This is a genomic window from Streptomyces sp. NPDC096311 (assembly GCF_044763085.1).
Classification (GTDB): domain Bacteria; phylum Actinomycetota; class Actinomycetes; order Streptomycetales; family Streptomycetaceae; genus Streptomyces.
The window spans coordinates 379,290-405,417 of sequence record NZ_JBIWFN010000011.1; the positions used below are offsets into that span (position 1 = coordinate 379,290).

19 protein-coding genes are annotated in these 26,128 nt (G+C 70.2%); 10 read left to right on the top strand and 9 right to left on the bottom strand.

Translation table 11 applies throughout. The features are described 5' to 3' along the window. Nucleotides 1–499 precede the first annotated feature (499 nt). Genes ACIRA5_RS28585 through ACIRA5_RS28605 form a run of 5 tightly spaced genes read left to right on the top strand, consistent with a single transcriptional unit; the run spans nt 500 to nt 8,470 of the window. Nucleotides 500–3,388 (top strand): nitrate- and nitrite sensing domain-containing protein, encoded by a 2,889-nt coding sequence (locus tag ACIRA5_RS28585; protein WP_403695112.1) that lies wholly within the window; start codon nt 500–502, stop codon nt 3,386–3,388. Further along, nucleotides 3,385–3,825, top strand: coding sequence for a roadblock/LC7 domain-containing protein (locus ACIRA5_RS28590; protein WP_054237190.1), 441 nt, complete (start codon nt 3,385–3,387; stop codon nt 3,823–3,825). The genes ACIRA5_RS28585 and ACIRA5_RS28590 overlap by 4 nt, the downstream gene beginning before the upstream one ends. A 9-nt stretch (nt 3,826–3,834) precedes the next feature. Then, nucleotides 3,835–4,230, top strand: a complete 396-nt coding sequence (locus tag ACIRA5_RS28595) for a DUF742 domain-containing protein (RefSeq protein WP_403695115.1) — start codon at nt 3,835–3,837, stop codon at nt 4,228–4,230. A gap of 24 nt (nt 4,231–4,254) precedes the next feature. Then, on the top strand, nt 4,255–7,884 hold the full coding sequence (locus tag ACIRA5_RS28600) for a hydantoinase B/oxoprolinase family protein (RefSeq protein WP_403695116.1): 3,630 nt from the start codon (nt 4,255–4,257) through the stop codon (nt 7,882–7,884). Beyond that, nucleotides 7,865–8,470 (top strand): GTP-binding protein, encoded by a 606-nt coding sequence (locus ACIRA5_RS28605; RefSeq protein ID WP_403695118.1) that lies wholly within the window; start codon nt 7,865–7,867, stop codon nt 8,468–8,470. Before ACIRA5_RS28600 ends, ACIRA5_RS28605 begins: the two co-directional genes overlap by 20 nt. A 118-nt stretch (nt 8,471–8,588) precedes the next feature. On the opposite strand, the gene glpK is transcribed toward ACIRA5_RS28605, so the two are convergent. The 5 genes from glpK to ACIRA5_RS28630 form a co-directional block, all read right to left on the bottom strand. Next, complete coding sequence (gene glpK / locus ACIRA5_RS28610) at nt 8,589–10,109, bottom strand: glycerol kinase GlpK (protein WP_403695121.1); 1,521 nt, start codon at nt 10,107–10,109, stop codon at nt 8,589–8,591. Between the two features lie 55 nt (nt 10,110–10,164). Continuing rightward, nucleotides 10,165–10,905 (bottom strand): MIP/aquaporin family protein, encoded by a 741-nt coding sequence (locus ACIRA5_RS28615; protein ID WP_389597333.1) that lies wholly within the window; start codon nt 10,903–10,905, stop codon nt 10,165–10,167. Between the two features lie 423 nt (nt 10,906–11,328). After that, on the bottom strand, nt 11,329–12,954 hold the full coding sequence (locus ACIRA5_RS28620) for an EAL domain-containing protein (RefSeq protein WP_403695123.1): 1,626 nt from the start codon (nt 12,952–12,954) through the stop codon (nt 11,329–11,331). A 171-nt stretch (nt 12,955–13,125) separates the two neighbouring features. Beyond that, entirely contained in the window at nt 13,126–14,316 is a 1,191-nt protein-coding gene (locus tag ACIRA5_RS28625; RefSeq protein WP_403695185.1) for a lipid-transfer protein, read from the bottom strand. A 26-nt stretch (nt 14,317–14,342) separates the two neighbouring features. Then, nucleotides 14,343–14,768, bottom strand: coding sequence for a Zn-ribbon domain-containing OB-fold protein (locus tag ACIRA5_RS28630; protein ID WP_403695187.1), 426 nt, complete (start codon nt 14,766–14,768; stop codon nt 14,343–14,345). A gap of 289 nt (nt 14,769–15,057) precedes the next feature. Between ACIRA5_RS28630 and ACIRA5_RS28635 the strand changes: the two genes are divergently transcribed. Together ACIRA5_RS28635 and ACIRA5_RS28640 are read left to right on the top strand one after the other, a co-directional pair. Continuing rightward, complete coding sequence (locus tag ACIRA5_RS28635) at nt 15,058–15,867, top strand: M15 family metallopeptidase (protein WP_403695125.1); 810 nt, start codon at nt 15,058–15,060, stop codon at nt 15,865–15,867. A 126-nt stretch (nt 15,868–15,993) separates the two neighbouring features. Next, nucleotides 15,994–16,530, top strand: coding sequence for an NUDIX domain-containing protein (locus ACIRA5_RS28640; RefSeq protein ID WP_403695128.1), 537 nt, complete (start codon nt 15,994–15,996; stop codon nt 16,528–16,530). Between the two features lie 28 nt (nt 16,531–16,558). Here ACIRA5_RS28640 and ACIRA5_RS28645 read toward each other — a convergent pair whose 3' ends face one another. Continuing rightward, a complete protein-coding gene (locus ACIRA5_RS28645; RefSeq protein ID WP_403695131.1) occupies nt 16,559–18,925 on the bottom strand; it encodes a TIM-barrel domain-containing protein in 2,367 nt (788 codons plus the stop codon). Between the two features lie 204 nt (nt 18,926–19,129). Between ACIRA5_RS28645 and ACIRA5_RS28650 the strand changes: the two genes are divergently transcribed. Continuing rightward, nucleotides 19,130–21,097, top strand: a complete 1,968-nt coding sequence (locus ACIRA5_RS28650) for an acetoacetate--CoA ligase (RefSeq protein WP_403695133.1) — start codon at nt 19,130–19,132, stop codon at nt 21,095–21,097. Here the strand turns inward: ACIRA5_RS28650 and ACIRA5_RS28655 are convergent, their stop codons facing one another. Then, entirely contained in the window at nt 21,098–21,319 is a 222-nt protein-coding gene (locus ACIRA5_RS28655; protein ID WP_403695136.1) for a hypothetical protein, read from the bottom strand. A 62-nt stretch (nt 21,320–21,381) separates the two neighbouring features. On the opposite strand from ACIRA5_RS28655, the gene ACIRA5_RS28660 reads away from it, so the two are divergent. Next, nucleotides 21,382–22,530 carry an MFS transporter gene (locus tag ACIRA5_RS28660; RefSeq protein ID WP_403695190.1) on the top strand — a complete coding sequence of 383 codons (1,149 nt, stop codon included), beginning with the start codon at nt 21,382–21,384 and terminating at the stop codon, nt 22,528–22,530. A gap of 22 nt (nt 22,531–22,552) precedes the next feature. After that, on the top strand, nt 22,553–23,446 hold the full coding sequence (locus tag ACIRA5_RS28665; protein ID WP_403695138.1) for a hypothetical protein: 894 nt from the start codon (nt 22,553–22,555) through the stop codon (nt 23,444–23,446). 68 nt (nt 23,447–23,514) lie between these two features. On the opposite strand, the gene ptsP is transcribed toward ACIRA5_RS28665, so the two are convergent. Further along, nucleotides 23,515–25,185 (bottom strand): phosphoenolpyruvate--protein phosphotransferase, encoded by a 1,671-nt coding sequence (gene ptsP, locus ACIRA5_RS28670; protein ID WP_352049185.1) that lies wholly within the window; start codon nt 25,183–25,185, stop codon nt 23,515–23,517. Nucleotides 25,186–25,268: 83 nt separating this feature from the next. After that, complete coding sequence (locus tag ACIRA5_RS28675; protein WP_099923862.1) at nt 25,269–25,718, bottom strand: PTS glucose transporter subunit IIA; 450 nt, start codon at nt 25,716–25,718, stop codon at nt 25,269–25,271. Nucleotides 25,719–26,128 lie beyond the last annotated feature (410 nt).

Consider the following 26,128-nt stretch of genomic DNA (forward strand, 5'->3'; position numbering starts at 1 on the left):
CACAGGCGCCGCAGTACCCACCCCTGGTGTCCCGCCCCGCTCCGCCGTGCCCATCAACTTGTCACTCCCCACCGCCCAGCAGACCCTCGCACAGGTGTCATACGACACCTGCTCCCCAGTGGCTGCCCGGCTTGCGCTGTTTTACGCCGCCTGGACGCGGCATGCGGCCCCTGTGGCCGATTCCGCCCCCATTTCCCATAGAGAAGGACGAACAATGTGCCCGGAAGATTCCCAACAAGCGAAAAATTCCGGCCAACTGACCAAGTTCACTGGCCCGATGGGCTCTGGCTCGCCATGCCGGATTCGGGGCGGCAATCTCCCCCAATGAACGGACAACTGCCCATCTCCGGTTCCCTCAAGAGCCAGGGTTCCACCCTCTTCACGCCGGGCGGCCGCCCGGACACGTCTTCGAGTTACCTGTGCGTCAGTAGTAGGCTCACGCCGTTTGTTGACGTACAGGTGTGCCCCCGGGCCGGAGGGGGTCGAGCTGGGGGAGGCCATGCGCTTTCGCGGGAAGTCCATCCGCCGGAAGATCGTGGCGCTGCTCCTCGTGCCGCTCCTCTCCCTGACGGGGATCTGGGCCTTCGCGACGGTACTCACCGGCCGCGCGGCCAACCAGCTGTTCAACGTGTCGGACGTGGTCGAGAAGATCGGCTACCCCACCGAGGACACCATCAGCGTTCTCCAGCAGGAACGCCGCCAGACACTCGTCTATCTCGCCGATCCCCGCGCCTCCGACGCGCTGGCTGCGCTGAAGCGCAGTCGCACCGCGACCGACCGGGCCGTGGCGAAGGTCCGCAAGAACGCCAAGGACGAAGACGTACAGGAAGAGATGAACGGGGGCACCTCACAGCGCCTCACCACCATCCTGGACGCCCTCGACGGCATCGACTCGCTGCGCCGCAGTGTCGAGGAGAGCACCGTCAACCGGGCCCAGGCCCTCGACCTCTACAACCGTCTGGTCGACCCCTGTTACACACTGATGGCCAACCTCCACGTCGTGGACAACGTGGAGATGGACAAGCAGGGCCGCGCCCTCGTCAACGTCGCCAACGCCCGCGAACTGCTCTCCCGTGAGGACGCCCTCCTCGGTTCCGCGCTGGTCGCGGGCCGCGTCACCCGCGACGACATCCGCGACATCTCCGATCTCGTCGCGCAGCGCACCCTGCTGTACGACATCAGCCTGCCGCTGCTGCCCTCCTCGGAACGAGGCCGCTTCGAGCGCTACTGGTCGAACGCCGACACGGCTCCCCTGCGCGTGGCGGAGCAGGCCGTCGTCACCTCCCCGGCCGGATCTCCGCACGGTGTCACCGCGCAGAGCTGGGACCGGGCGGCCGGACACGTGCTCGACGAACTCGCCGACCTCGACGACAAGGCCGGCGACCGCTACCAGGACCGTGTCGGCCCCGTGGCCACGGGCGTCATCGTCAAGGCGGTCATCGCGGGTGTCCTCGGACTCATCGCCCTGCTGGCCTCGCTCGTCATGTCCGTACGCATCGGCCGGGGCCTCATCCGCGACCTGCGACGGCTGCGGCTGGACGCCCACGAGGCGTCAGGCGTCCGCCTCCCCAGCGTCATGCGCCGCCTCTCCGGGGGCGAACAGGTCGACGTCGAGACCGAAGTGCCCCGCCTGGAGTACGACAAGAACGAGATCGGCGAGGTCGGCCAGGCTCTCAACACCCTTCAGCGTGCGGCCGTCGAGGCCGCCGTCAAACAGTCCGAACTGCGGGACGGCGTCTCCGAGGTCTTCGTCAACCTCGCCCGCCGCAGCCAGGTCCTGCTGCACAAGCAGCTCACCCTCCTCGACACCATGGAACGCAGGACCGAGGACACCGACGAACTCGCCGACCTGTTCCGCCTCGACCACCTGACCACCCGTATGCGCCGGCATGCCGAGGGCCTGGTCATCCTGTCCGGCGCGGCCCCGTCCCGGCAGTGGCGCAAGCCCGTCCAGCTCATGGACATCGTCCGCGCCGCCGTCGCCGAGGTCGAGGACTACGAGCGCATCGAGGTACGCCGACTGCCCCGCGTCGCCGTCACCGGGCCCGCGGTCGCCGACCTCACGCACCTGGTCGCCGAACTCCTGGAGAACGCCACGGTGTTCTCGCCCCCGCACACGGCCGTGCAGGTCGTCGGCGAACGCGTCGCCAACGGTTTCACCCTGGAGATCCACGACCGCGGTCTGGGCATGGCGGCCGAAGCGCTCCTCGACGCCAACCTACGGCTCGCCGAGACCCCCGAGTTCGAACTGTCCGACACCGACCGGCTCGGTCTCTTCGTGGTCAGCCGGCTCGCGCAGCGGCAGAACGTCCGTGTCTCCCTCCAGCCTTCCCCGTACGGCGGCACCACCGCCGTGGTGTTCATCCCCGACGCGCTGCTCACGGACGACGTCCCGGACACCAACGGCATCGGCTTCCGTCTCGACCGAGCGCTGCCCTCGAAGGAGGGCAAGATCGAGGAGGACCGCAAGGCGGCGCTCTCCGACGTACCGGTGCGCCTCCCCGGCCTGCCTGCCGCGATCCTCGACGGGCCGGTCGAACTGGAGGCGCCGGTCGATCTTGACGTGCTCGGCGGTTTCCCGGGCGCCCTCGACGACGAGGACGCCGAGCAGGGCGGTCTGTTCCGGCCGCGCCGCTCCATAGCGGGTGTCCCGGTCGAGCCGCACCGGCCCCACCAGCAGCCCCGCACAGGCGGCGCGGAGACGGCCCGCTCCGGCGACGACGACCACGCCGGGGGCCCGGTCCCCCTGCCGCGCCGCAGAACTCCCAAGCTGGTCAGCTCGCACGGTCGTCCCGTGACCCGGACGAGGCCCCGGCGCGGCGAGGCGGGCGAGGAGCCCCCCGAGGCGCTGAAGCCGGTGGAGAACCTCGAACCGGTCCTCGAGCCGGTGGAGCGGCAAGGCATCGCGGAGAGGGGGAGCGCACAGTCGTCGACCGCCCGGCGTGCTGACCGCCCCGAGACCTCCGGACGCCGCAGCAACGAACGCACCGAGACTCCGGGCCTTCGCTCCGAGGCGTCAGGCCTCCGAGAGGCCCCCGCTCTCCCCCGGCGCACTCGCTCCACCGACGCGCCGGCGGGCAGGGCTGGGACCACCCGGGGCTCCGCCGCCACGACGCAAGGGGCAGAATCGGGTGCGAGCCCGCTGCCCCGCCGCGTCCGACAGGCCAATCTGGCCCCTCAGTTGAAGGACGGACCCGAACGGCGCGCCGAGCGCGACAAGGACCACACCCCGAAGGGGGCGGAACTCGCCGATCGCGACGCCGACGAGGTACGCAGCCGGATGGCCTCGCTCCAGCGGGGCTGGCAGCGGGGCCGCGAGGAGAACGCCGCGGGCGACGGGGCCCAGGGCGGCACAGCACCAGGAACGACGAAGGGGGACGGTCGATGACCGCACCGAAGGCCACAGGGCCCACCGCGACCAGCAAGACGTCGGGAGAGCTGAACTGGCTGCTCGACGACCTGGTGGACCGTGTCGCCAGCATCAGCAAGGCGATCGTGCTCTCCGGCGACGGCCTTGCCACCGGGGCCTCCAAGGATCTGACCCGGGAGGACAGCGAGCACCTGGCCGCCGTCGCCTCCGGCTTCCACAGCCTCGCCAAGGGCGTCGGCCGCCACTTCGAGGCGGGAGGTGTCCGGCAGACCGTGGTCGAGCTCGAGGAGGCCTTCCTCTTCGTCACGGCCGCCGGGGACGGCAGCTGTCTCGCCGTTCTTTCGGACGCCGACTCCGATGTCGGGCAGGTCGCCTACGAAATGACGCTTCTGGTGAAGCGGGTCGGCGCACATCTGGCCGCCGCTCCGCGCACCGATCTGCCCTCGGGCGGGTAGTGGGATGGCATGAGCGGAGACGGTCAGGGAAAACGCCACTGGTTCGACGACGACGCCGGACCGGTGGTCCGTCCTTATGCCATGACACGCGGGCGCACCACCAGTCCTGCCCAGCATCGCCTCGACCTGATCGCGGTGGTCGTCACGGAGCCCCACGCGGATGACCCCGAAGCCGACCATTCGCTGTCCCCGGAACACGTGGACATAGTCGAGCTCTGCCGCGGCACCCCCCAGTCGGTCGCCGAGCTCGCCGCCGAGCTCGACCTGCCCGTCGGAGTGGTCCGGGTCCTCATCGGGGACCTCGTGACCGAGGAAATGGTCCATGTGACACGTCCCGTACCCCCTGCCGAGCTGCCGGACGAGAGTATTCTGCGCGACGTGATCAGCGGCCTCCGGGCGCTCTGAGCTGGGCGGAAGCGGGGAACAGACGTGACAGGCTGGCAGTTCTGGGTCGACCGAGGCGGCACATTCACCGACATCGTCGCGCGACGCCCGGACGGCCGCCTGCTCACGCACAAACTGCTGTCCGAGAACCGGGCGAGGTACACCGACGCGGCGGTGGCGGGTGTGCGTGAACTCCTCGGCGGCAACCAGGACGCCCAGGGCGCGCGGATCGACGCCGTCCGCATGGGAACCACCGTCGCCACCAACGCCCTCCTGGAACGCAAGGGAGAGCGCACCCTCCTTGTCGTCACGCGAGGGTTCCGCGACGCCCTGCGCATCGCCTACCAGAACCGCCCCCACATCTTCGCCCGCGCGATCGAACTGCCCGAGCTGCTCTATGAACGCGTGGTCGAGGTCGACGAGCGGATCGCCGCCGACGGCACGGTCCTGCGCGCCCCCGACCTGGACGCCCTTGCCGGGCCCCTCCAGGAGGCGTACGACTCCGGGATCCGGGCCGTCGCCGTCGTCTGTATGCACAGTCACCTCCACCCCGCCCATGAAGAGGCCGTCGCTGAACTGGCGGCACGCACCGGCTTCCCGCAGATCTCGCTCTCCAGCGAGGTCAGCCCGCTGATGAAGCTCGTCCCGCGCGGTGACACGGCCGTCGTCGACGCCTACCTGTCGCCCGTGCTGCGCCGCTACGTCCAGCACGTCGCCGATGAGCTCCAGGGCGTGCGACTGATGTTCATGCAGTCCAACGGAGGCCTCGCCGAAGCGGGTCAGTTCCGCGGCAAGGACGCCATCCTGTCCGGCCCGGCGGGCGGTATCGTCGGCATGGCCCGGATGTCGCAGCTCGCCGGCTTCGACCGTGTCATCGGCTTCGACATGGGCGGCACCTCCACGGACGTCTCGCACTTCGCGGGCGAGTACGAGCGGGTCTTCACCACCCGGATCGCCGGGGTCCGGCTGCGGGCGCCCATGCTGGACATCCACACCGTCGCCGCGGGCGGCGGCTCGGTGCTCCACTTCGACGGCTCCCGCTACCGGGTGGGCCCCGACTCGGCCGGCGCCGACCCCGGCCCCGCCTGCTACCGCGGTGGCGGCCCGCTCACCGTCACGGACGCCAACGTCGCACTCGGCCGCATCCAAGCCATCCACTTCCCCGAAGTGTTCGGCCCCGACGGCGACCAGCCCCTCGACGACACCCTCGTCCGCGACCGGTTCGCCGCCCTCGCGCGGGAGATCAGTGAGAAGACCGGAGACGACCGCACCCCGGAGCAGGTGGCGGAGGGTTACCTGCAGATCGCCGTGGCCAACATCGCCAACGCGGTCAAGCGGATCTCGGTCCAGAAGGGCCACGACGTCACCCGGTACGCGCTCACCACCTTCGGCGGTGCGGGCGGCCAGCACGCGTGCATGGTCGCCGACTCGCTCGGCATCCGCACCGTCCTCGTCCCGCCCATGGCCGGCGTCCTGTCCGCCCTCGGCATCGGACTCGCCGACACGACGGCCATGCGCGAGCAGTCCGTGGAGGCACCCCTTGAGGCCTCCGCGATGCCCGGCATCCTCAAGACCGCCGACGACCTGGAGGGCGCCACCCGCGCCGAACTCCTCGCCGAGGACGTGCCCGAGGAGCGCATCCGCGTCACCCGCCGGGCCCAACTCCGCTACGACGGAACGGACACGGCGCTCACCGTCGAGCTCACCGAGCCCGACACCATGACCCACGCCTTCGAAGAACGCCATCGCGCCACCTACTCCTTCACCCTCGACCGTCCGGTCGTCGTGGAAGCCCTCTCCGTCGAGGCCACCGGACTCACCGAACCCCCCGACCTCTCCGCCCTCGCGACCTCTTCGTCCGCCCGAGGCGCGGCGCAGACGGTCAGCCTCCACACGGGCGGCGCCTGGTGCGACGTACCCCTGCACCGCCGCGAGGAACTGCCGCCCGGTGAAACGGTCACCGGCCCCGCGATCATCACCGAGGCCGGCGCGACGACCGTCGTCGACGACGGCTGGCGGGCCGCGACGACCGACGACGGGCATCTGGTCATGGAACGCGTGGCGGTTACGCAGAGTTCCGATCTCGGCACGCAAGCGGACCCGGTTCTCCTCGAGGTCTTCAACAACCTCTTCATGTCCATCGCCGAGCAGATGGGTGCCCGCCTGGAGTCCACGGCCCAGTCGGTCAACATCAAGGAACGCCTGGACTTCTCTTGCGCGCTCTTCGACCCCGACGGCAGCCTCGTCGCCAACGCCCCCCACATCCCTGTCCACTTGGGCTCGATGGGCACGAGCGTGCAGGAGGTCATCCGGCGACGCGGCGACAGCATGCGCCCGGGTGACACGTACGCGGTCAACGACCCGTACCACGGAGGCACCCACCTCCCCGACGTCACCGTGATCACCCCGGTCTTCGACACGGAGGGTGAGCACATCCTGTTCTATGTCGCCTCGCGCGGACACCACGCCGAGATCGGCGGCATCGCACCGGGCTCCATGCCCGCGAACAGCCGCACCATCGAGGAAGAGGGCATCCTCTTCGACAACTGGCTGCTCGCCGAGAACGGCCGCTTCCGCGAGGCCGAGACGCTTCGCCTGCTCACCGAGGCGTCCTACCCCTCGCGCAATCCGAAGACCAATCTCGCCGACCTGCGTGCCCAGATCGCCGCCAACCAGAAGGGCGTCGACGAAGTCGCCCGCATGATCGAGAACTTCGGCCTCGACGTCGTCCAGGCCTACATGCGGCACGTCCAGGACAACGCGGAAGAAGCCGTACGCCGCGTCATCGACGCCCTGGAAGACGGTGAGTTCGCCTACGAGACCGACTCCGGAGCGGTCATCCGTGTCCGGGTCTCCGTGGACCGCGAAAATCGTTCCGCCACGGTCGACTTCACGGGTACGTCCCCGCAGCTCGGCACCAACTTCAACGCACCCTTCGCGGTGGTCAACGCCGCCGTCCTGTACGTCTTCCGCACTCTGGTCGCCGACGACATCCCGCTCAACGACGGCTGTCTGCGCCCGCTCGACATCGTCGTGCCGCGTGGCTCGATGCTCGCTCCCGAGGCCCCGGCCGCCGTGGTCGCGGGCAATGTGGAGACCTCTCAGGCGATCACCGGCGCGCTGTACGGAGCCCTGCGCGTGCAGGCCGAAGGGTCCGGAACGATGAACAACGTCACCTTCGGCAACGAGCGCTACCAGTACTACGAGACCGTGGCCTCCGGATCCGGCGCGGGCGACGGCTTCCCCGGCGCCTCCGTCGTACAGACCCACATGACCAACTCGCGGCTCACCGACCCCGAGATCCTGGAGTGGCGACTGCCGGTCCGGCTCGAAGAGTTCGCGGTCCGGCCGGGCAGTGGCGGAGCCGGACGCTGGAGCGGCGGGGACGGTGCCGTGCGCCGTATCCGGTTCCAGCAGGCCATGACAGTCTCCACACTGTCCCAGCACCGCAGGGTCCCGCCCTACGGCATGGCCGGCGGCGAGCCCGGGGCGCTCGGCGCCAACCGGGTGGAGCGCGCGGACGGCACGGTCACGGAACTTGGCGCAAGTGATACGGCCGACGTCGGCTCCGGCGACGTACTTGTCATCGAAACCCCCGGCGGCGGAGGCTACGGCCCACCGTCCCACGACCCCCATCAAGCAGGAGAAGAGATCGATGATCTTCGGGCGTTCTGAGCGCGGCAAGCCCCCGGTCGAGCCCGTCACGCTCAAGATCCTGGTGGCCGGTGGCTTCGGGGTGGGCAAGACGACCCTGGTCGGCGCGGTCAGCGAGATCAAACCGCTGCGCACCGAGGAGGTGCTCACCGAGGCGGGCCGCCCGGTCGACGACACCAGCGGCGTGGAGGGCAAGCACACCACCACCGTCGCCATGGACTTCGGCCGCATCACGCTCCGCGAGGACCTGGTGCTCTACCTCTTCGGGACGCCCGGACAGGACCGCTTCTGGTTCCTGTGGGACGAGCTCGCCTCCGGCTCCCTGGGCGCCGTCGTGCTCGCCGACACGCGCCGCCTGGAGGACTGCTTCGCCGCCGTCGACTACTTCGAGCGGCGCTCCATACCGTTCGTGATGGGCGTCAACTGCTTCGAGGGATCGTCCCGGTACCCGGTCGACGAGGTCCGCCAGGCACTCGACCTCGACGACGAGGTTCCGGTCGTCCTGTGCGACGCCAGAGACCGGGAGTCGGCCAAGGAGGTCCTCATCGAGGTCGTCCAGCACGCGATGGCGTACGGAGCCGACCGACGCGAACCGGTCACCACCTGACCCGTACAGACGGTCCGAACCGCGCATACGGCCCGTACCCCCGCCGACCGGGGTACGGGCCGTCGTCCCGCACACGCGTGTGGCTCACGCGAGACGCACGCGCGCGTGGACCCCTGACTCAGCTGACGTTGTCCTCGTGCCAGCCGAAGCTCTTCTCCACCGCCTTGCGCCAGTTGTGGTACTCACGGTCGCGCACGGATGCCTCCATGGACGGTGTCCACTCGACGTCCTTCTGCCAGTGCGACTTCAGCTCGTCGAGGTCGTTCCACACACCGGTCGCGAGCCCGGCCGCGTAGGCCGCGCCCAGGCAGGTCGTCTCGGACACCCGGGGACGGATCACCGGCACGCCCAGGACATCCGCCTGGTGCTGCATCAGCAGATTGTTCTTGGTCATGCCGCCGTCCACCTTCAGGGTGGTGATCTGCACGCCGGAGTCCTGGAACATGGCGTCCACGACCTCACGGGTCTGCCAGCTCGTCGCCTCCAGGACCGCGCGGGCGAGGTGCGCCTTGGTGACGTACCGGGTGAGGCCGGTGACGACACCGCGCGCGTCGGAGCGCCAGTAGGGCGCGAACAGGCCCGAGAACGCCGGAACGATGTACGCGCCGCCGTTGTCGTCGACGCTCGCGGCCAGCGTTTCGATCTCGTCGGCGTTGCGGATGATGCCCAGTTGGTCGCGGAACCACTGCACCAGGGCGCCGGTGATCGCGATCGACCCTTCGAGGCAGTAGACGGGCGCCTCGCTGCCGATCTTGTAGCCCATGGTCGTCAGCAGCCCGTTCTTCGAGGGGACGGGCCGGTTGCCGGTGTTGAGCAGCAGGAAGCTGCCGGTGCCGTACGTGTTCTTGGCGGTGCCCACGTCGTAGCAGGCCTGTCCGAAGACCGCCGCCTGCTGGTCGCCGAGCGCCGAGGCGACGGGGACGCCCGCCAGCTGGCCCACGGCGGTGCCGTACACCTCGGCCGACGACCTGATCTCGGGCAGCACCGCCTCGGGGATGTTCATCGCCGCGAGGATCGACGGGTCCCACTGAAGGGTCTCCAGGTTCATCAGCATGGTGCGCCCGGCGTTGGTGACGTCGGTGACGTGCCGACCGCCGTCCGTGCCGCCGGTCAGGTTCCAGATCAGCCAGGAGTCGATGGTGCCGAAGGCGATCTCGCCGCGCTCGGCACGCGCGCGCAGCCCCGGCACGTTGTCGAGCAGCCAGGCCGCCTTGGGGCCGGAGAAGTAGCTGGCCAGCGGCAGGCCGGTCTGTTCGCGGAAGCGGTCCTGGCCGTCCGTGCCGCCCAGCTGGTTGCAGAGCGCCGAGGTCCGGGTGTCCTGCCACACGATCGCGTTGTGCACGGGCTTGCCGGTGGCCCGGTCCCACAGGACCGTCGTCTCGCGCTGGTTGGTGATGCCGAGCGCGCTCAGCTGGTCGGCGCGCAGCCCCGCCTTGGCGATCGCTCCCGCGACGACCGCCTGCACCTTGGACCAGATCTCGGTGGCGTCGTGTTCCACCCAGCCCGGTTTGGGGAAGATCTGGCGGTGCTCGCGCTGGTCGACGGCGACGATCGCGCCGCTCCGGTCGAAGATGATGCAGCGGCTGGAGGTGGTGCCCTGGTCGATTGCGGCGACGTATTTCTCGGCGTTCTCCGTCATGACGTCCCCTTACGTCTTCTTCGTCAGAAGGCTGCGTTGGAAGCCTGCGTTCTCGTCAGAAGGCTGCGTTGTAGATCGCGGCCCCGATGGCGGCACCGGCGATCGGGCCGACCACCGGGATCCAGGAGTAACTCCACTCCGAGGTGCCCTTGTTGGGAATCGGCAGCAATGCGTGGGTGAGGCGCGGTCCCAGATCACGGGCCGGGTTGATGGCGTACCCGGTGGGCCCGCCCAGCGAGAGTCCGATACCGACCACGAGGAACGCGATGAGCTGGACGGGCAGTCCCGCGTCGCCGATCCCGGCCACGTGTTTGTGGCCGCCGACCATGGCCAGAATGGGCAGCATCAGGCCGACGGTGGCGATGGTCTCGGTGATGAGGTTCTGCACGGGATGGTTGATCTCTGGCCGGGTCGAGAAGATGCCCAGCGTCTCGATGGCCTTGTCCTCGTCGGCGTTGAGGTTGAACTGGCCGAGGTAGAGCAGCCAGCAGAGCACGGCGCCGATGATGGCGCCTGCGAACTGGCCCAGAATGTAGAAGGGCACGTCCTCCCACTTCGTCGAGCCCTCGATGGCGAAACCGATGGTCACGGCCGGGTTGATCTGACCGCCGGACAGCGGCGCCGCGGTGTAGGCACCGGCGAGCACCCCGAAACCCCATCCGAACGCGATGACGACCCAGCCGGCGCCCTGTGCCTTGGACTTGTTGAGGGTGACCGCGGCGCAGACCCCCGCGCCGAACAGAATCAGAATCGCAGTGCCGATCAACTCGCCGACAAAAATGTCGCCGTTGCTCATGGCGGCTCCTAGGCCTCGCCCGGAGCGGTCCGCTCCGGGCCACCGTGCGGGGTGCGTTTCCCATGGCTACTTCAGCCGAAGGCAGGGAGGTCCCGCGCCCCGCCCGGCGTCCGTGACGAGCGTGCCGTCGCAGCGGAATCGCCCGTGGGGGACGGCCTTGGAAACAGGTCGCGAACCCGAGCGGTGCGGTGCCTGAAGACGCCCGAATGCGGCGATGCCGACTGACATCCGGAAGTGTTCACCGGCGCCCAGAGGGCGTCAAGGTCGCCGACGGCAACGGTTGAAGGCCGTGAACGAGCCAAGATCAGGACACGGTACGGGCCTGTCCAGGGCACGGTCTCGGGCAGGCCGTCCCTTCGCCCTCACCCGTCACAGGAGCCCCGGGCGGCACGGCCGTTGCTCAGAACCCTCCCGGTCCGTCGCTCAACCGGCCTGTGCTCGCTCCGCCCCCGAACCACGCAGGACCTCATGCCCCGGCAGTCCCGCCCGCCCCAGCACCCAACTCGCCCCGCTCAGAGCCTTGGCTGCCTGCTTGAGCGGTGCCAGACAGGCGGCCGCCTGTCGGTGGTCGGTCACGCTGCCCGGTGCGCACAGGACCGTGGCCAGCGACAAGGTGACGGGACGTCCGCCCGCCGACCAGGGCGCGTCGAGTACCGTGCCGGCCAGCGGGCCGAGAGTCTCCGGATCGGCGAGGACCAGGAAGTCGTCGCCGCCGATGTGCCCCACCCGGGTCGTCCCGGAAGCCGCGTGCTGCAGCGTCCGCCCGACCTCCCGGATCAGCTCGTCTCCCGCGGCGAAGCCCGCTCCGTCGTTGACCTGCTTGAAATGGTCGACATCGAGCCAACTGAGCGCGAACGTCCGGCCGTCCGCGATCCGCCGGTCCACCTCGCCGGTGATCGCGTCCGAACCGGGCAGCCTGGTGAGCGGGTTGAGCCCAGCTGCCTCCTCGACCCGGCTCTCGGAGAGCGCTCGTACGAGATCGGCCAGGCGTACGACCCCCACGCACCGCCCGTAGTGATCGACGACCGCGACATCGTCCGACGTACGGTCCCGCTCGCCGTCCGCCACCACGTCGAGGACCTCCCATGCGGTCGCGTCGACGCCGACCGTACGCGGCGGATCGCCGAGCTTGGCGGCCGGCCGGTCGGCGTACAGGGCATGCCCGTACGGTCCCGACATCGCCAGCAGGAAGCGTGACCGGTGCACCGAGCGGACCGGGATCCCGGAGGGATCCACGAGCAGCACCCCGGACACGTCGGGCGAGCCGGTGAGCAGCGCCCGCACCTGCCCCGCGGACGCCGTCGCGGGCAGCAGCGCGGCGGGCCGCACGAACTGCCGCACCGACGGTCCCGACCGGGGGGCCGCCGCGACGCCGGGGGAGAGGGCCGGAACGTATACGTCCGCGACGGGCAGCCGCGCGGGCGGCGCGAAGAGCTCGCCCTGCGCCAGCTGCGCCCCCGCCGACACCGCGGCCGCGCACTGCAGCTCCGTCTCGACGCCCTCCACGGACAGCAGCGCGCCCAACTGCTCGCACAGCGTCCGCATCGCCCTGACCGCCGCCGGCCGCGTCAGCAGGGACGCATCGAGTTTCACCAGCTCGGGCGCGAGGTCCGTGAGCAGCCGCAGGGGTACGTCGCCGTCGCCCACCCCGTCCGCGCAGATCCGGAAACCTTCGCTCCGCACCGTGGACACCGCCTCCAGCAGGCCCTGGTGCGGCACGTGCGTGTACGGCGGACCGATGTCGATCGTCACCTCCCACGGCAGCCGACCGGCCTCGCGCACGGCGTCGCGCAGCGCGGCGAGCCGTCCGAGATCGGCCAGTGTCCCGGCGAAGACATTCACGTGCAGCGGCAGCATCGTCTCCCTGCGGGCCGCTGCGCGCATCGCCAACGCCGCCAGCCGCCCGTCGAGTTCGGGGTCGCGGCGGGCCTGTGCCAGGATGTCACCGGATTCGGGACGGGCGAGTATCTCCAGCGCCGCAACCCCTCCGGTCGTCAGGTTGACGACCGGCTGGAAGGCGAAGCGGACAGTATCCGTCCAGGAAGGCACGGGAGCATACTGGCCCCGCCCGCGCACGCCCGGGGGCGATTCACGAGCTGTTCACGCAGCATTCCGAGGTCGTCACACCGAGTACGGACGGCCGCGGGGCGAGCGCCAGTGGACGGTCGTCTTCGCGGCGCACGCCGCCCCTGGATGCGGTGCGTTCGGCCGGCCGCCGACTCAGCGAACGGCGACGACCGACGAACCGTGTCCGAACAGCCCCTGATTCGCCGTGATTCCCACGCGCGCGCTCGCGACCTGCCGGTCGCCCGCGTCCCCGCGCAGCTGCCATGTCAGCTCGCACACCTGGGCTATGGCCTGCGCCGGAACGGCTTCTCCGAAGGAGGCCAGTCCGCCGCTGACATTCACCGGTATGCGCCCGCCCAGCGACGTGGCACCCTCCCGCAGCAGCTTCGCGGCCTCCCCGTCCCCGCACAGCCCCAGGTCCTCGTACCACTGCAGTTCCAGGGCCGTGGACAGGTCGTACACCTCGGCGAGCGAGAGGTCCTCGGGACCGATGCCCGCCTCCTCGTACGCCGCCCGCGCGATCGAGGCCCGGAAGGTGCCGGCCGCGGGTTCCACCGCGACGGCGGAGTCCGTGGCGATGTCCGGGAGGTCGAGCACGGTGGTGGGGTAGCGCGGTGTCACCGTCGACACCGCGCGGATCCGTACGGGGTCCGCCGCCCCGTGCCGTCGCGCGAAGTCCATGCTCGACAGTACGAGGGCGGCGCCCCCGTCGGACGTCGCACAGATGTCGAGCAGCCGCAACGGGTCGGCGACGACGGCGGAGCCCGCGACCTCTTCGGCCGTGACCCTCTTGCGGTACCGCGCGTTCGGGTTCAGCGCGCCCAGGGCGGCGTTCTTCACCTTGACCTGCGCGAAGTCCTCCAGGGTGTCCCCGTGCACGGCCATCCGCCGCCGTGCGTACAGCCCGAAGTACGTCGGATTCGTCGCTCCGAGGACCCGGAACCGCAGCCAGTCGGGATCGTCCGGCCTGTCCCCGCCCGCCGGACGGAAGAATCCCTTGGGCGCCGCGTCGGCACCGACCACGAGGACCACGTCCGCGAGGCCCGAAAGGATCTGCGTCCGCGCCGTGTTGATGGCCTGCGCCCCCGACGCGCACGCGGCGTACACACTCGTGACCCGTGCTCCCTGCCAGCCCAGGGCCTTCGCGAACGTCGCTCCCGCCACGTACCCCGGATAGCCGGCGCGCACGGTGTCCGCGCCCACGACCGAGCCGACGTCCCGCCAGTCGATCCCCGCGTCGGCCAGTGCAGCACGCGCCGCCACGACCCCGTACTCGACGAATCCGCGCCCCCACTTGCCCCACGGGTGCATGCCCGCGCCGAGCACCGCCACCTCACCGCTCATGCCGTCCCCCGTACGCCACATGCCCTTCATGCCGTCACCCCCGTCGGCCGCCAGTGCCACGTCGTCCAGGTCGTCTCCTCGTCCTCGTTCAGCACACCGGGGACGACCTCCACCTCCATGCCCACCGCCAGGTCGGAGACGGTGATCCCGGGAATCGTCTGGCCGAGTACGACGAGTCGCTCGGATTCCAGTTCCACAGCGATCAACGCATAGGGTTCCCACGAGAGTTCCGGATCGGTCACATACGGTGACGGAGGCCGGTAGCGGCTGTCGGTGTACGACCAGATCCGACCGCGCCGGGACAGCGGAACCTCAGTCAGCTCACCGCCCCGGCACCCCGGATTTCGGCAGAAGGCGTCCTCGCGGGGGAAGAAGACCGAGGCGCACGCGGAGCAGCGCGTGCCGAGGAGACGGAAGTCGTCCCCGTCCCCGGCGAACCATCCGGTGACCACGGGTGTGCGTGTACGCGACAAGACCCCTCCGCGACGCTGGATCTGACGGGACGTCAGAAGTGTGCCACGGGCATCGGGAAATAGGCAGCGCGACGGAGAGAACCGTGGAGGCCTCCTGGGCGTCGGAGTATCGGGAGGTGCGGCCGGGGCCCACGGGGGTGGTTCCGGCTGTGCCTCCTCGTGCGGCTCCGGGGCTCGTTGGGCGATCCGCCGATTCCCTCACTCGATGGTGCCCGACCGCCTGTGATCCCTTCCCCGACGGATCCCGCACCTGATAGATGCAGGGGGCATGACACGACTCTCCACCGCCGTACGCGGTCTGGTGACCACACTCGCCGCCTTACTGGCCGTGACCGCCGCCTCCGCCACCGCCCGGGCGACGCCCGAGCCGAAGGCTCCCGAGGACTTCGTGGCCCTGGGATCCGTGGACCCGACGATCATCCAGGAGATGCGCTACTTCACGCCGCACAACTTCGTGGGCGAGCGCGTCGACGGCTACTGGCAGCCGATCTGCATCCTCACCCGACCCGCCGCCGAAGCCCTCCACAAGGCCCAGGTGACACTGCTGCACGAGGGCTACACCCTCAAGGTGTACGACTGCTACCGGCCGCAACGCGCCGTCGACCACTTCGTGCGCTGGGCCGAGGACCTCGACGACCAGGCGATGAAGCCCGAGTTCTATCCGCAGGTCGACAAGACCCGTCTGTTCGAGGACGGTTACATCGCCGAGAAGTCCGGACACAGCCGTGGCTCGACGATGGACCTCACGATCGTGCGGCTGCCGGCGAAGCCGACCCGCCCGTACGTCCCCGGAGAACCCCTCGTGTCCTGCTACGCGCCCCAGGCCGACCGCTTCCCGGACAACTCCGTCGACATGGGTACCGGCTTCGACTGCTTCGACACCCTCGCGCACACGCTGGACCCACGCGTCCAGGGCGTGCAGCGAGCCAACCGGCTGCTCCTGAAGAGCACCCTCGAAGGCCTCGGATTCGTCAACCTCGCCGAGGAGTGGTGGCACTACACGTACAAGCCCGAGCCCTACCCCGACACGTACTTCGACTTCCCCGTGTCCACGAAGTCACTGACTTCATCCCCCTGAGCCGGGCCGGTCCGCCCCGTGGCGGCGGGGCGGACCGCATCACGAGACGCACTTGGACAGGCGCCCGGACCGCACCTGATGAGGCACCCGAAGACGAGCGCGAAGTGATCGGCTACAGTCCGCGGCGTGTCCGCAACCCCGCACCCACCCGCCGACTTCGCGCCGGACTCGCACTGTTCGAGCTGCGGAGCACCCTACGGAGAGGGCAACTCCGGCTGGCCCCGCACTTGCGCCGTCTGCGGCGGTGTGGCCTACCGCAATCCGCTGCCGGTCGCGGTGGCCCTGCAGCCCGTGTACGACGACAGGGGCACCGCCCTGGTCGTCATCACCCGGACCATCGCCCCCGCGCGCGGAGGCATCGCGCTGCCCGGAGGGTTCATCGACCACCGGGAGGACTGGCGGCACGCCGTCGCCCGGGAACTCAAGGAGGAGACGGGAATCGACGTGGCGAGCCGCGAGGTGCGGCTCGCCGACGCGATGAGCTCTCCCGCCGGCCACCTGCTGCTCTTCGGGCTCCTACCGGAGCGCCCGGCCGCCGAACTGCCGCCGTCCGCCGCCACGGACGAGACCCAGGGCTGGCACCTGCTGCGCCGGCCCACCGAGCTCGCCTTCCCGCTGCACACCTTGGCGGCGCGCGCATGGTTCGAGGGACGGTACATCTGAGGGGGCCCCACGAGGTTCTCGGAGGCCGTCAACGCGCCCCGAGGCCCCGCACCCGGACCGGATACTCCGGCTTGCCCGCTCCGCCCTCTCCGGCCCGCCGCACGACCACGTGCTGCCCCTCCCAGCGCGTCACGTAACGTTCGAGCTCGGGCTCGTCCCAGCCGTCGCCGCGGTCCGGCACGGCGAGCCCGCCCCCGACCCGCCCGCGCGCCGGAGCCCACGCCTCCAGCTCCAGGCCACCGTCGTCGCCCCGGACGGGCACGACGGCACCCGCGCGCGCCAGCACCGGAATCCGCGACAAGGGGGCATCGAGCAACACCTGAGCCGGCCCCTCGTAAGCCTCCTCGGTGACCGTGTCGTACCAACGCCCCCGGGGCAGCTGCACCGCACGACGGTCGGCCCCGTGGTCCAGCACCGGTGCCACAAGGAGGCTGTCACCTAGCATGAAGGCGTCCTCGCAGTCCCTGAGCGCCCGGTCCTCCGGCGCCGCCCACCACAGGGGCCGCACATAGGGTGCGCCCGTGCGGCGCGCCAGCAGCGCCAGCGTCATGAAGTACGGGAGCAGCCGCCGCCGCTCGACGAGAGCTGCGCGCGCGTGCTCCAGTACGTCGTCACCGAACTCCCACGGCTCCCGGCGCCCCGCCCGCAGACTCGCGTGCGTACGGAACAGCGGCAGATACGCGCCGAGCTGGAACCATCGCAGGTACAGCTCGGGAGAGGGGCTGCCGTCGAATCCGCCCACGTCGGGACCCGAGTACGGAACCCCGCACAGCCCGAGCCCCATCACCAGTGACAGCGAGGCCCGCAGCCCGGGCCAGCCCGTGGCCACATCTCCGGACCAGGTCCCTCCGTAGCGCTGCATTCCGGCCCACCCGGAGCGCGAGAAGAGGAACGGCCGCTCCTGGGGATCCAGCTCGCGCAGGCCCTCGTACGCGGCTCGTGCCATGCCCAGGGCGTAGACGTTGTGCGCCTCACGATGGTCGCCGCCACGTCCCTCCAGGGAGTGCCGAGCCGACCTCGGCAGCGTCGACTCCCCGAACGCCGTGAACGACGTCGGCTCGTTCATGTCGTGCCAGAATCCCGCGAACCCCTGCGCCAGCCGTTCCTCGTAGAGGCCGCCCCACCACTCCCGCACACGCGCGTGCGTGAAGTCCGGATAGACCGACTCCCCGGGCCACACGACTCCCCGTACAAGCCGGCCCGAGCCGTCCCGCACGAAGGCGTCCTCGGCGAGACCGCTGTCGTACACCGCGTTGTCCGGTGCGGCCTTGACCGCCGGGTCGACGATCGACACGAGCCGGATGCCGTCGCGGCGCAGCTCCTCGGCGAGCACCGGCAGCTTCGGGAAGCGCTCCCGGTCCACCGTGAACACCTGGAGGGCGTCGTAGTGATCGATGTCCAGGTGGACCGCGTCGAGGGGCAGACCGCGCTCCTGATAGCCCGCGACGATCCGCCGCACCTCCTGCTCGCTGCCGAAGCCCCAGCGCGCGTGATGGTGTCCCAGCGCCCACGCGGGCGGCAGCGCCGGGGCCCCGGTGAGCGAGGCCCAGGCGTGCAGCACGCGCGCGGGGGTGCCCACCATCAACCAGCAGCGCAGCGGGCCGCCGTCCATCCGCAATTCGCACGAGCCCGCGCGGTCGTGCCCCGACCCCGCGCCCTCCTCGCCCTCGCGCAGGGTCACCGTGCCGTCCCAGGAGGTGTCATGGAACACGAGATGTGTGCCCGCGTCGGAGACCACCATCTGCACGGGCATCGTGATGTACAGCGGATCGTCGCCCGGCGCGAAGGCGTGCCCGGGATCCGTGTTCCACAGCCGGTACGTCCCGTCCCGCAGCCTGGGACCGGCCGCGCGCCCGCCCAGACCGAAGAACCGGGCGTCGGCGGCCACTTCCGAGCGCTGCATCCACCGCGCGCCGCCCCCGTCGGCCGGCTCCCACCAACGGGGCGGCAGATCACGGCGCAGGATCACACCACCCGGGGTTCGCACCTCGACGGCGCCGTGCCGCGAGACGGCAACCGTCACCCGTTCGGCCACCACCCGCCAGCCGCCGTCCTTGTCGGGCTCCAGAACGGCCCGCGGGTCCGGCTCCGGGCAACGGCCCGCGAGCGCGTAGGACGGCTCCGGACCGGCCCCGTCCCAGCCCCAGAACACCGCCCCGCTCACCGCGACCGTGATGCGCAACTCGGACCGTGCGAACCGGACGATCCCACCCCCGGGCCCCGGCTCCGCCCCCTCCACCGGGCCGGGCACCCGCGCGCGCTCGGCCCCCCGCCGCGGCAGCCCGGCGGCGTCGGCACGCCTCCTTCGCCATGCGGCCCGCACGGTACGCAAGCCCTGGGCCGCCCCCGTCGAACCGACTGTCTTCACCGAACGCACCAGGTCACGACCGTCCATGCTGCTCACCCTGCCATTGCCTGGGCCAAATGAGTGAGCCGTTCAACTGCCGTTCACCCGCGATGGGGGCACATCTTCACGCGGAAGACCATCTGCGGCGCACCCTGGTGCGGAAGTCGATCACATGGCATCGTCCGTGTCAGCCGCGTGACGCGCACACCCCAGCTCGTGCGCGACCGACGCACACAGTCCGGGAGCCGATTCATGTCCACCGCGAACCCCTCAGCGCTCTGGCAGCCCGACCCAGGGCGCATCAACCAGGCGCAGGTCACGAAGTTCCAGGCCTGGGCGGCCGAGCACCACGGAGCCCCGTCCGACGGCGGCTACCCGGCACTGCACAGCTGGTCGGTACGGGAACTGGACACGTTCTGGAAGGCCGTCACCGAGTGGTTCGACGTACGGTTTTCGACCCCCTACGCGCGCGTGCTCGGTGACCGCTCGATGCCCGGCGCCGAATGGTTCCCCGGGGCGACCCTGAACTACGCCGAGCACGCCCTGCGCGCGGCCGAGACCCGTGCGGACGAAGCAGCGCTCCTGTACGTCGACGAGACGCACGAGGCGACCCCGGTGAGCTGGTCCGAGCTGCGCCGTCAGGTCGGCTCCCTGGCCGCCGAGCTGCGCGCCCTCGGGGTACGCCCGGGGGACCGCGTCAGCGGCTATCTCCCGAACATTCCCCAGGCCGTGGCCGCCCTGCTCGCCACGGCCGCCGTAGGGGCCGTGTGGACGTCCTGTGCCCCCGATTTCGGCGCGCGCAGCGTCCTCGACCGCTTCCAGCAGGTCGAACCCGTCGTGCTCTTCACGGTCGACGGCTACCGCTACGGCGGCAAGGAGCACGACCGCCGGGACGTGGTCGCCGAGCTGCGCCGCGAACTGCCGACTGTGCGCGCCGTCGTCCACATCCCACTGCTCGGCACCGAAGCCCCCGAAGGTGCCCTCAACTGGTCCGAGCTGACCTCGGCGGACGTGGCACCCGTCTTCGAAGAGGTCCCTTTCGACCACCCTTTGTGGGTGCTCTACTCCTCCGGCACGACCGGCCTTCCCAAGGCCATCGTCCAGTCCCAGGGCGGCATCCTCGTCGAGCACCTCAAGCAACTGGGCCTGCACTGCGACCTCGGCCCCGAGGACCGCTTCTTCTGGTACACGTCCACCGGCTGGATGATGTGGAACTTCCTCGTCTCCGGCCTGCTCACGGGCACCACGATCGTCCTCTACGACGGCAGCCCCGGATACCCGGACACGGGTGCCCAGTGGCGTATCGCCGAACGCACGGGAGCGACCCTCTTCGGCACGTCCGCCGCGTATGTGATGGCGTGCCGCAAGGCGGGCGTCCACCCCTCCCAGGACTTCGACCTCACGCGTGTGCGGTGCGTGGCGACGACCGGCTCGCCGCTGCCGCCCGACGGTTTCCGCTGGCTGCACGACGAGGTCCGCGACGATCTGTGGATCGCCTCCGTCAGCGGTGGCACGGACGTGTGCTCCTGCTTCGCGGGAGCGGTGCCGACGCTCCCGGTGTACATCGGGGAACTCCAGGCCCCCGGCCTCGGCACCGACCTCCAGTCCTGGGACCCCAGCGGCAAGCCCCTGATCGACGAAGTCGGTGAGCTGGTGGTCACCAACCCGATGCCGTCCATGCCCATCCGCTTCTGGAACGATCCCGACGGCAGCCGCTATCACGACAGCTACTTCGACACGTATCCGGGAGTGTGGCGCCACGGTGACTGGATCACCGTGACCTCGCGCGGTTCCGTCGTCATCCACGGCCGCTCGGACTCGACGCTCAACCGCCAGGGCGTGCGCATGGGGTCGGCCGACATCTACGAAGCCGTCGAATGCCTCCCCGAGATCAAGGAGTCGCTCGTCATCGGTGTCGAACAGCCCGACGGCGGCTACTGGATGCCCCTCTTCGTCCACCTCGCCCCTGGAGCCGCGCTGGACGAGGCCCTCCTGAACCGCATCAAGCAGACCATCCGCGAACAGCTCTCCCCGCGCCACGTCCCCGACGAGGTCATCGAGGTGCCCGGCGTCCCGCACACCCTCACGGGCAAACGCATCGAGGTTCCGGTCAAGCGCCTTCTCCAGGGAGCCCCTTTGGAGAAGGCGGTCAATGTCGGCTCCGTGGACAACGTCGAGTTGCTGCACTTCTACGAAGAGCTGGCCCGCAAGCGCGGCTGATCAACCTCCGTAGGTGGCCTCGGACTCGCCGAGCACGGCAGCGAAGTCCGAGGCCAGGCGCATCGCGTCGGAGGGTTCGAGTTCCGCGACCGAGATCCGTACACCGGGCGCGGAAGCGAGCCTGAACCGCGCACCCGCCGCGACCCACCACCGGTAGGACCGCAGTCCATTGACGACGGCCGACTCATCGCGCACCGGTACCCAGACATTCATTCCGCTCACGGAATGGGACGGGATCCCCCTGTTCCGCGAGTCGGTGTCGCAGTGCGTTCCGCCGCAGCGTCCTGTACTTCACCTACGTCACCGGCCTGTCCGTGGCACAGGTCGGCACCCTCGCCGCGGTCTCGGGGGCCATCGGCATCGCCGGCGCACCGCTCGGCGGCCGCATCGCCGACCGCCTGCCCCTCACCCGCGTCCTGATCTCCCTGCAGATCCTGCGAGCCCTGGCCTCCCTCGCCCTGCTCACCACCGACAACTACGCCCCGCTGCTGGCCTTCTCGGCCGCCGGCAGCTTCGGCGACAGGGCCGCCAACGTCCTCACCAAGCTGTACGCCACCCGCGTCTCCGGACCCGACCGCGTCCGCTACCAGGCCGTGACCAGAACCGCCGCCAACGCCGGATGGGCCCTGGGCGGCCTCACCGCCGCGGCCGCTCTCACGATCGGCACCACCACCGCCTACCAGTGGCTCCTGACAGGAGACGCGCTGTCGTTCGTCGCCGCCGTCCTCCTCACCGTGTGCTGCGCCGAACCGCCGTCCCCCGCACGCACGATCGCCACGTCCAAGGACCCCGCCCCCACCACCAGGCCGGCCAACCCCTGGCGCGACCGCGACCATCTCGCGTACGTCGCCACCGAGACCGTCCTCTTCCTCGACGACGCCGTGTTCAAGGTCGGCCTGCCGCTCTGGATCGCCCACTCCGACCAAGCCCCGCACGGCCTCGCCCCCTTGCTCATGGTTCTCAACAACCTGATGGTCGTGGCCCTTCAGGTCCCCCTGGCCCGCTACGGCGCCACCACGGCCGCCGCGCGCTCCCTGCTCCTCCCCTTGTCCGCCGCCTTCGCTCTCGGTGGCGTCGCCATGGCACTCTCGGCCACGGGCGGAGCCTTCACCGCCACGCTGTTCCTCACGACCTCGGCCGTCGCCTTCACCGTGGCGGAGATGCTGCACGCCACCGTCTCCTGGGAACTCTCCGTCGCCCTCGCGCCCGGGACGGCCCAGGGCGCCTACCTGGGCGTCCATGGACTGGCGCAGTCCGCCCAGCGCAGCATCGGACCACTCGCCGTCACCGCGGCCATCGCGACCGGCCCCCTCGGCTGGACGGCCTTCGGCGCGACCATCGCCGTGACCTGCGTGTTTCAGCACCACCTGGTGCGCGACCAACTCTCCCGCACCGCGTTGTCAGTGCCGCCAGTTACTGTGAGTGAGCATTGATCGACTGTGTACAGGGGGAAACATGGCGCACACCGAGCACCAGACCATGCGACGCGTCCTGCGCCGCGAAATCGTCGGCACCATCGGTCTGCTGACCGACGAGCACGACTTCACGGTGATGCGGCGCTACCGCACCTTCACGTTCGACGACCACACGACCTACCTCCACCAGGTGGAATCCCTGCTGAGGACCCTGGCAGCCCAAGGCAGCCACACCACGGTCGCGCTCTTCGATCCCGAGGAATACGCGGAGTTCTGTACTCACAACGGCCTGGAACCCGACACCGCCGCCAGCCGCACACGCTTCACCGCCGAACTCGCCGCCACCGGACCCACCGTCGCGTACGAGGGACAGCCCCTCGACGAACTAGTCCCCGACCTCGTCGACGAAGCCGTGCGCAAAGCGACCTGGGAGTACGCGACCACACTCCTGGCCCGCATCGGCAACTGCGCGTCCTGCGGAGAGGACATCGGACGAGCGTCCTTCGCCCGCGCCTCCCACCTGCTCACGCGCGTCCTCGACACCGCGAGCCCCGGCGAGCGCCATCTCGTGTGCAGCGTCTCCGCGGCACCGGAAACACTCGTCGCGGTGCTGCGGGCCGACGACGACGCAGAGGGCACCACCTGCGTCGACGAGGCGGAAGCCCTTGAATTCACGACCGTCCTGGCCCTGGGTCTTGCCACCGGAAGCGCCGGAGGACTCGTCATGCGCACCACCGCCCCCGATACGACCGACCGCGTCTATGGATGGCGACTGCGCGGAGAAGGCCTGCAACCCCTCACCGCAGGCGAGGTCTTCGACGCCTACTGCACCGATGTCGCATCCGGAGATCTGGTCTCCCCGGAGTCAGGCGTCGACTACTGCGTACCACCCGACCTCGGCAGCGGGGAGGAGGCGACGGGCCACACGCACTGAACGCGAAGGGGCGCCCCACCCACAGGTGGAGCGCCCCTGAGCAACCGTCGCTAGACGAACGGCCCCGGCTATTCGCCGGACAGCACCGCCTGGGCCGCCGTGCGCGCCTCGTCGGCCGTGTCCGTGGCACGTGCCGCCGCGGCGGCACGCTCGCACTGCGCCAGCGTGTACTTGGCGAGCGTCGCCCGGACATAAGGAATCGACGCGGCACCCATCGACAGGGAGGTGACCCCCAGACCGGTCAGCACACACGCGAGCAGCGGATCGGACGCGGCCTCACCGCAGACTCCACAGCTCTTGCCCTCGGCCTTCGCCGCCTCGGCGGACACGGCGACCAGGTCGAGCAGCGCGGGCTGCCACGGGTCCTGCAGGCGGGACACCGCGCCGACCTGCCGGTCGGCGGCGAAGGTGTACTGCGCGAGGTCATTGGTCCCCAGCGACAGGAACTCGACCTCCTGGAGGATCGAGCGAGCCCGCAGCGCGGCCGACGGAATCTCCACCATCGCGCCGAACTTCGCCTTCAGCCCGGCGGCACGGCACGCGTCCGCGAACGCCTTGGCGTCGATGCGGTCGGCGACCATCGGCGCCATGACCTCGAGGTAGACCGGCAGCCCCTCCGCGGCCTTCGCGAGCGCCGTCAGCTGCGTCCGCAGGACATCGGGGTGGTCGAGCAGGGTGCGCAGACCCCGTACGCCCAGTGCCGGGTTCGGCTCGTCGGCCGGAGTCAGGAACTCCAGCGGCTTGTCCGCGCCCGCGTCCAGCACCCGCACCACGACACGCCCCTCCGGGAACGCCTCCAGCACCTGCCGGTACGCCTCGACCTGCTTCTCCTCGGACGGCGCCTGCTTGCTGTCGTCCAGGAAGAGGAACTCGGTGCGGAACAGACCGACACCCTCGGCCCCGGCCTCGACGGCGGCCGGCACATCGGCGGGACCGCCGACATTCGCCAGCAGCGGCACCTTGTGTCCGTCGGAGGTGGCACCCGGTCCGGTCGAGGCAGACAGCGCCGCCTTCCGCTCGGCAGCCGCGGCCTCCAGCTGCGCCCGCTTCTCGGCGCTCGGCTCCACGAAGATCTCACCGGTGCTGCCGTCCACGGCGATCATCGTGCCTTCGGCGAGCTCTCCGGCGCCGGGAAGCGCGACGACGGCGGGAACTCCGAGTGCCCGAGCGAGGATCGCGCTGTGGCTGGTCGGGCCGCCCTCCTCGGTGACGAAGCCGAGTACGAGGGTGGGGTCGAGCAGCGCCGTGTCCGCCGGCGCAAGGTCACGAGCAATAAGGACATACGGCTCGTCGCTGTCGGGGACGCCCGGCATGGGCACTCCGAGCAGCCGGGCGACGATACGGTTCCGAACATCGTCGAGGTCGGCCACGCGACCGGCGAGGTACTCACCGGCACCCGCCAGCAGCGCGCGATAGGAAGCGAACGCGTCATAGACGGCACGCTCGGCCGTGCTGCCGACCGCGATACGCCGATCCACGTCCGCCATCAGCTCGGGGTCCTGGGCCATCATGGCCTGCGCCTCGAGCACCGCCTGGGCTTCGCCCCCCGCCAGATTGCCGCGCGCCATCAGATCGGCCGCCACAGCCTCGACGGCCTTGCGGGCGCGCCCCTGTTCGCGCTCCGCGTCCTCCGCCGGGATCTGCTTGGCAGGCGGCTCAAGCACCGCCGTTCCCATGTGCCGAACCTCGCCGATCGCCACACCGTGGCTCACGCCGACGCCTCGCAGCGTTGTCTCCATCTCACCCGTCTCCGGTAGTGCGGCGCGTCCCGCCGCCGCGGTGGTTTTCGAACCTGCCGTCTATGACGGCAGCGCTGTTGATGTCACTGCCAGCTGAAAAGGGCGTCGCCGGCCTTCACATCGCCGTCCTCGCGAAGATCGGAGAGGGAGTCGGCCGTCGCCTCGAGCGCCACGATCGGGCAGATCGGGGACTTGCCGGCGACCTCGACGGCAGCCGGGTTCCAGCGCACGACGGCCTGACCGCGGGTCACGGTGTCACCCTTGTTGACGAGGAGCTCGAAGCCCTCGCCGTTGAGCTGCACTGTGTCGATGCCCAGGTGCGTGAGCACGCCATGGCCCTCTGCGTCGACGACGACAAAGGCATGAGGGTGAAGCGAGACGATCACCCCGTCCACGGGGGCGACAGCCTCCCCGGGCTCACGCACGGGGTCGATCGCCGTGCCGGGGCCTACCATCGCTCCGGAGAAGACGGGATCCGGTACCGCGGTGAGTCCGATGGCGCGTCCTGCAAGAGGGGACGTCACGATGGTCATGGGAAGCCTCCCAGGGGTGGAGATTCATATGGGCCGTCACTGCCTGTACCGGACGGCGCACTGTTGAGCAGGGTATGTCATACGAACTGCCGGTTCCGCATGAGAGGTCCCGGTTGGCGGCCCTAGAGCACCGCGCAAACGATTTGCGCGCGCTCCAAACCCCCATGTAGAGTCGTACCCCTGCTTGAGGCCGAGCGGCGCGACCAAGCGTCCTTGCCTGGCAGCACCCAACTTGTCAGATCCTATCTCGGGGTCTGGTTCTGCATGTCCGCAGAGTCGTGGTCAGAGAGACGGAAAATCGCTGATAGTGTTTGGACCGCCGGAAAGGGAAACGCGAAAGCGGAAACCTGGAAAGCACCGAGGAAATCGGATCGGGAAACGGTCTGATAGAGTCGGAAACGCAAGAACAA

What these genes read in the sequence shown, in the direction of transcription:
- ACIRA5_RS28585 (WP_403695112.1), top strand. Translation starts at nt 500, where the DNA reads ATGCGCTTTCGCGGGAAGTCCATCCGCCGGAAGATCGTGGCGCTGCTC.
- ACIRA5_RS28615 (WP_389597333.1), bottom strand. Translation starts at nt 10,905, where the DNA reads ATGAGCAACGGCGACATTTTTGTCGGCGAGTTGATCGGCACTGCGATT.
- ptsP (WP_352049185.1), bottom strand. Translation starts at nt 25,185, where the DNA reads ATGGAGACAACGCTGCGAGGCGTCGGCGTGAGCCACGGTGTGGCGATC.
- ACIRA5_RS28595 (WP_403695115.1), top strand. Translation starts at nt 3,835, where the DNA reads ATGAGCGGAGACGGTCAGGGAAAACGCCACTGGTTCGACGACGACGCC.
- ACIRA5_RS28635 (WP_403695125.1), top strand. Translation starts at nt 15,058, where the DNA reads ATGACACGACTCTCCACCGCCGTACGCGGTCTGGTGACCACACTCGCC.
- ACIRA5_RS28645 (WP_403695131.1), bottom strand. Translation starts at nt 18,925, where the DNA reads ATGGACGGTCGTGACCTGGTGCGTTCGGTGAAGACAGTCGGTTCGACG.
- ACIRA5_RS28625 (WP_403695185.1), bottom strand. Translation starts at nt 14,316, where the DNA reads ATGAGCGGTGAGGTGGCGGTGCTCGGCGCGGGCATGCACCCGTGGGGC.
- ACIRA5_RS28675 (WP_099923862.1), bottom strand. Translation starts at nt 25,718, where the DNA reads ATGACCATCGTGACGTCCCCTCTTGCAGGACGCGCCATCGGACTCACC.
- ACIRA5_RS28650 (WP_403695133.1), top strand. Translation starts at nt 19,130, where the DNA reads ATGTCCACCGCGAACCCCTCAGCGCTCTGGCAGCCCGACCCAGGGCGC.
- glpK (WP_403695121.1), bottom strand. Translation starts at nt 10,109, where the DNA reads ATGACGGAGAACGCCGAGAAATACGTCGCCGCAATCGACCAGGGCACC.
- ACIRA5_RS28590 (WP_054237190.1), top strand. Translation starts at nt 3,385, where the DNA reads ATGACCGCACCGAAGGCCACAGGGCCCACCGCGACCAGCAAGACGTCG.
- ACIRA5_RS28665 (WP_403695138.1), top strand. Translation starts at nt 22,553, where the DNA reads ATGGCGCACACCGAGCACCAGACCATGCGACGCGTCCTGCGCCGCGAA.
- ACIRA5_RS28605 (WP_403695118.1), top strand. Translation starts at nt 7,865, where the DNA reads ATGATCTTCGGGCGTTCTGAGCGCGGCAAGCCCCCGGTCGAGCCCGTC.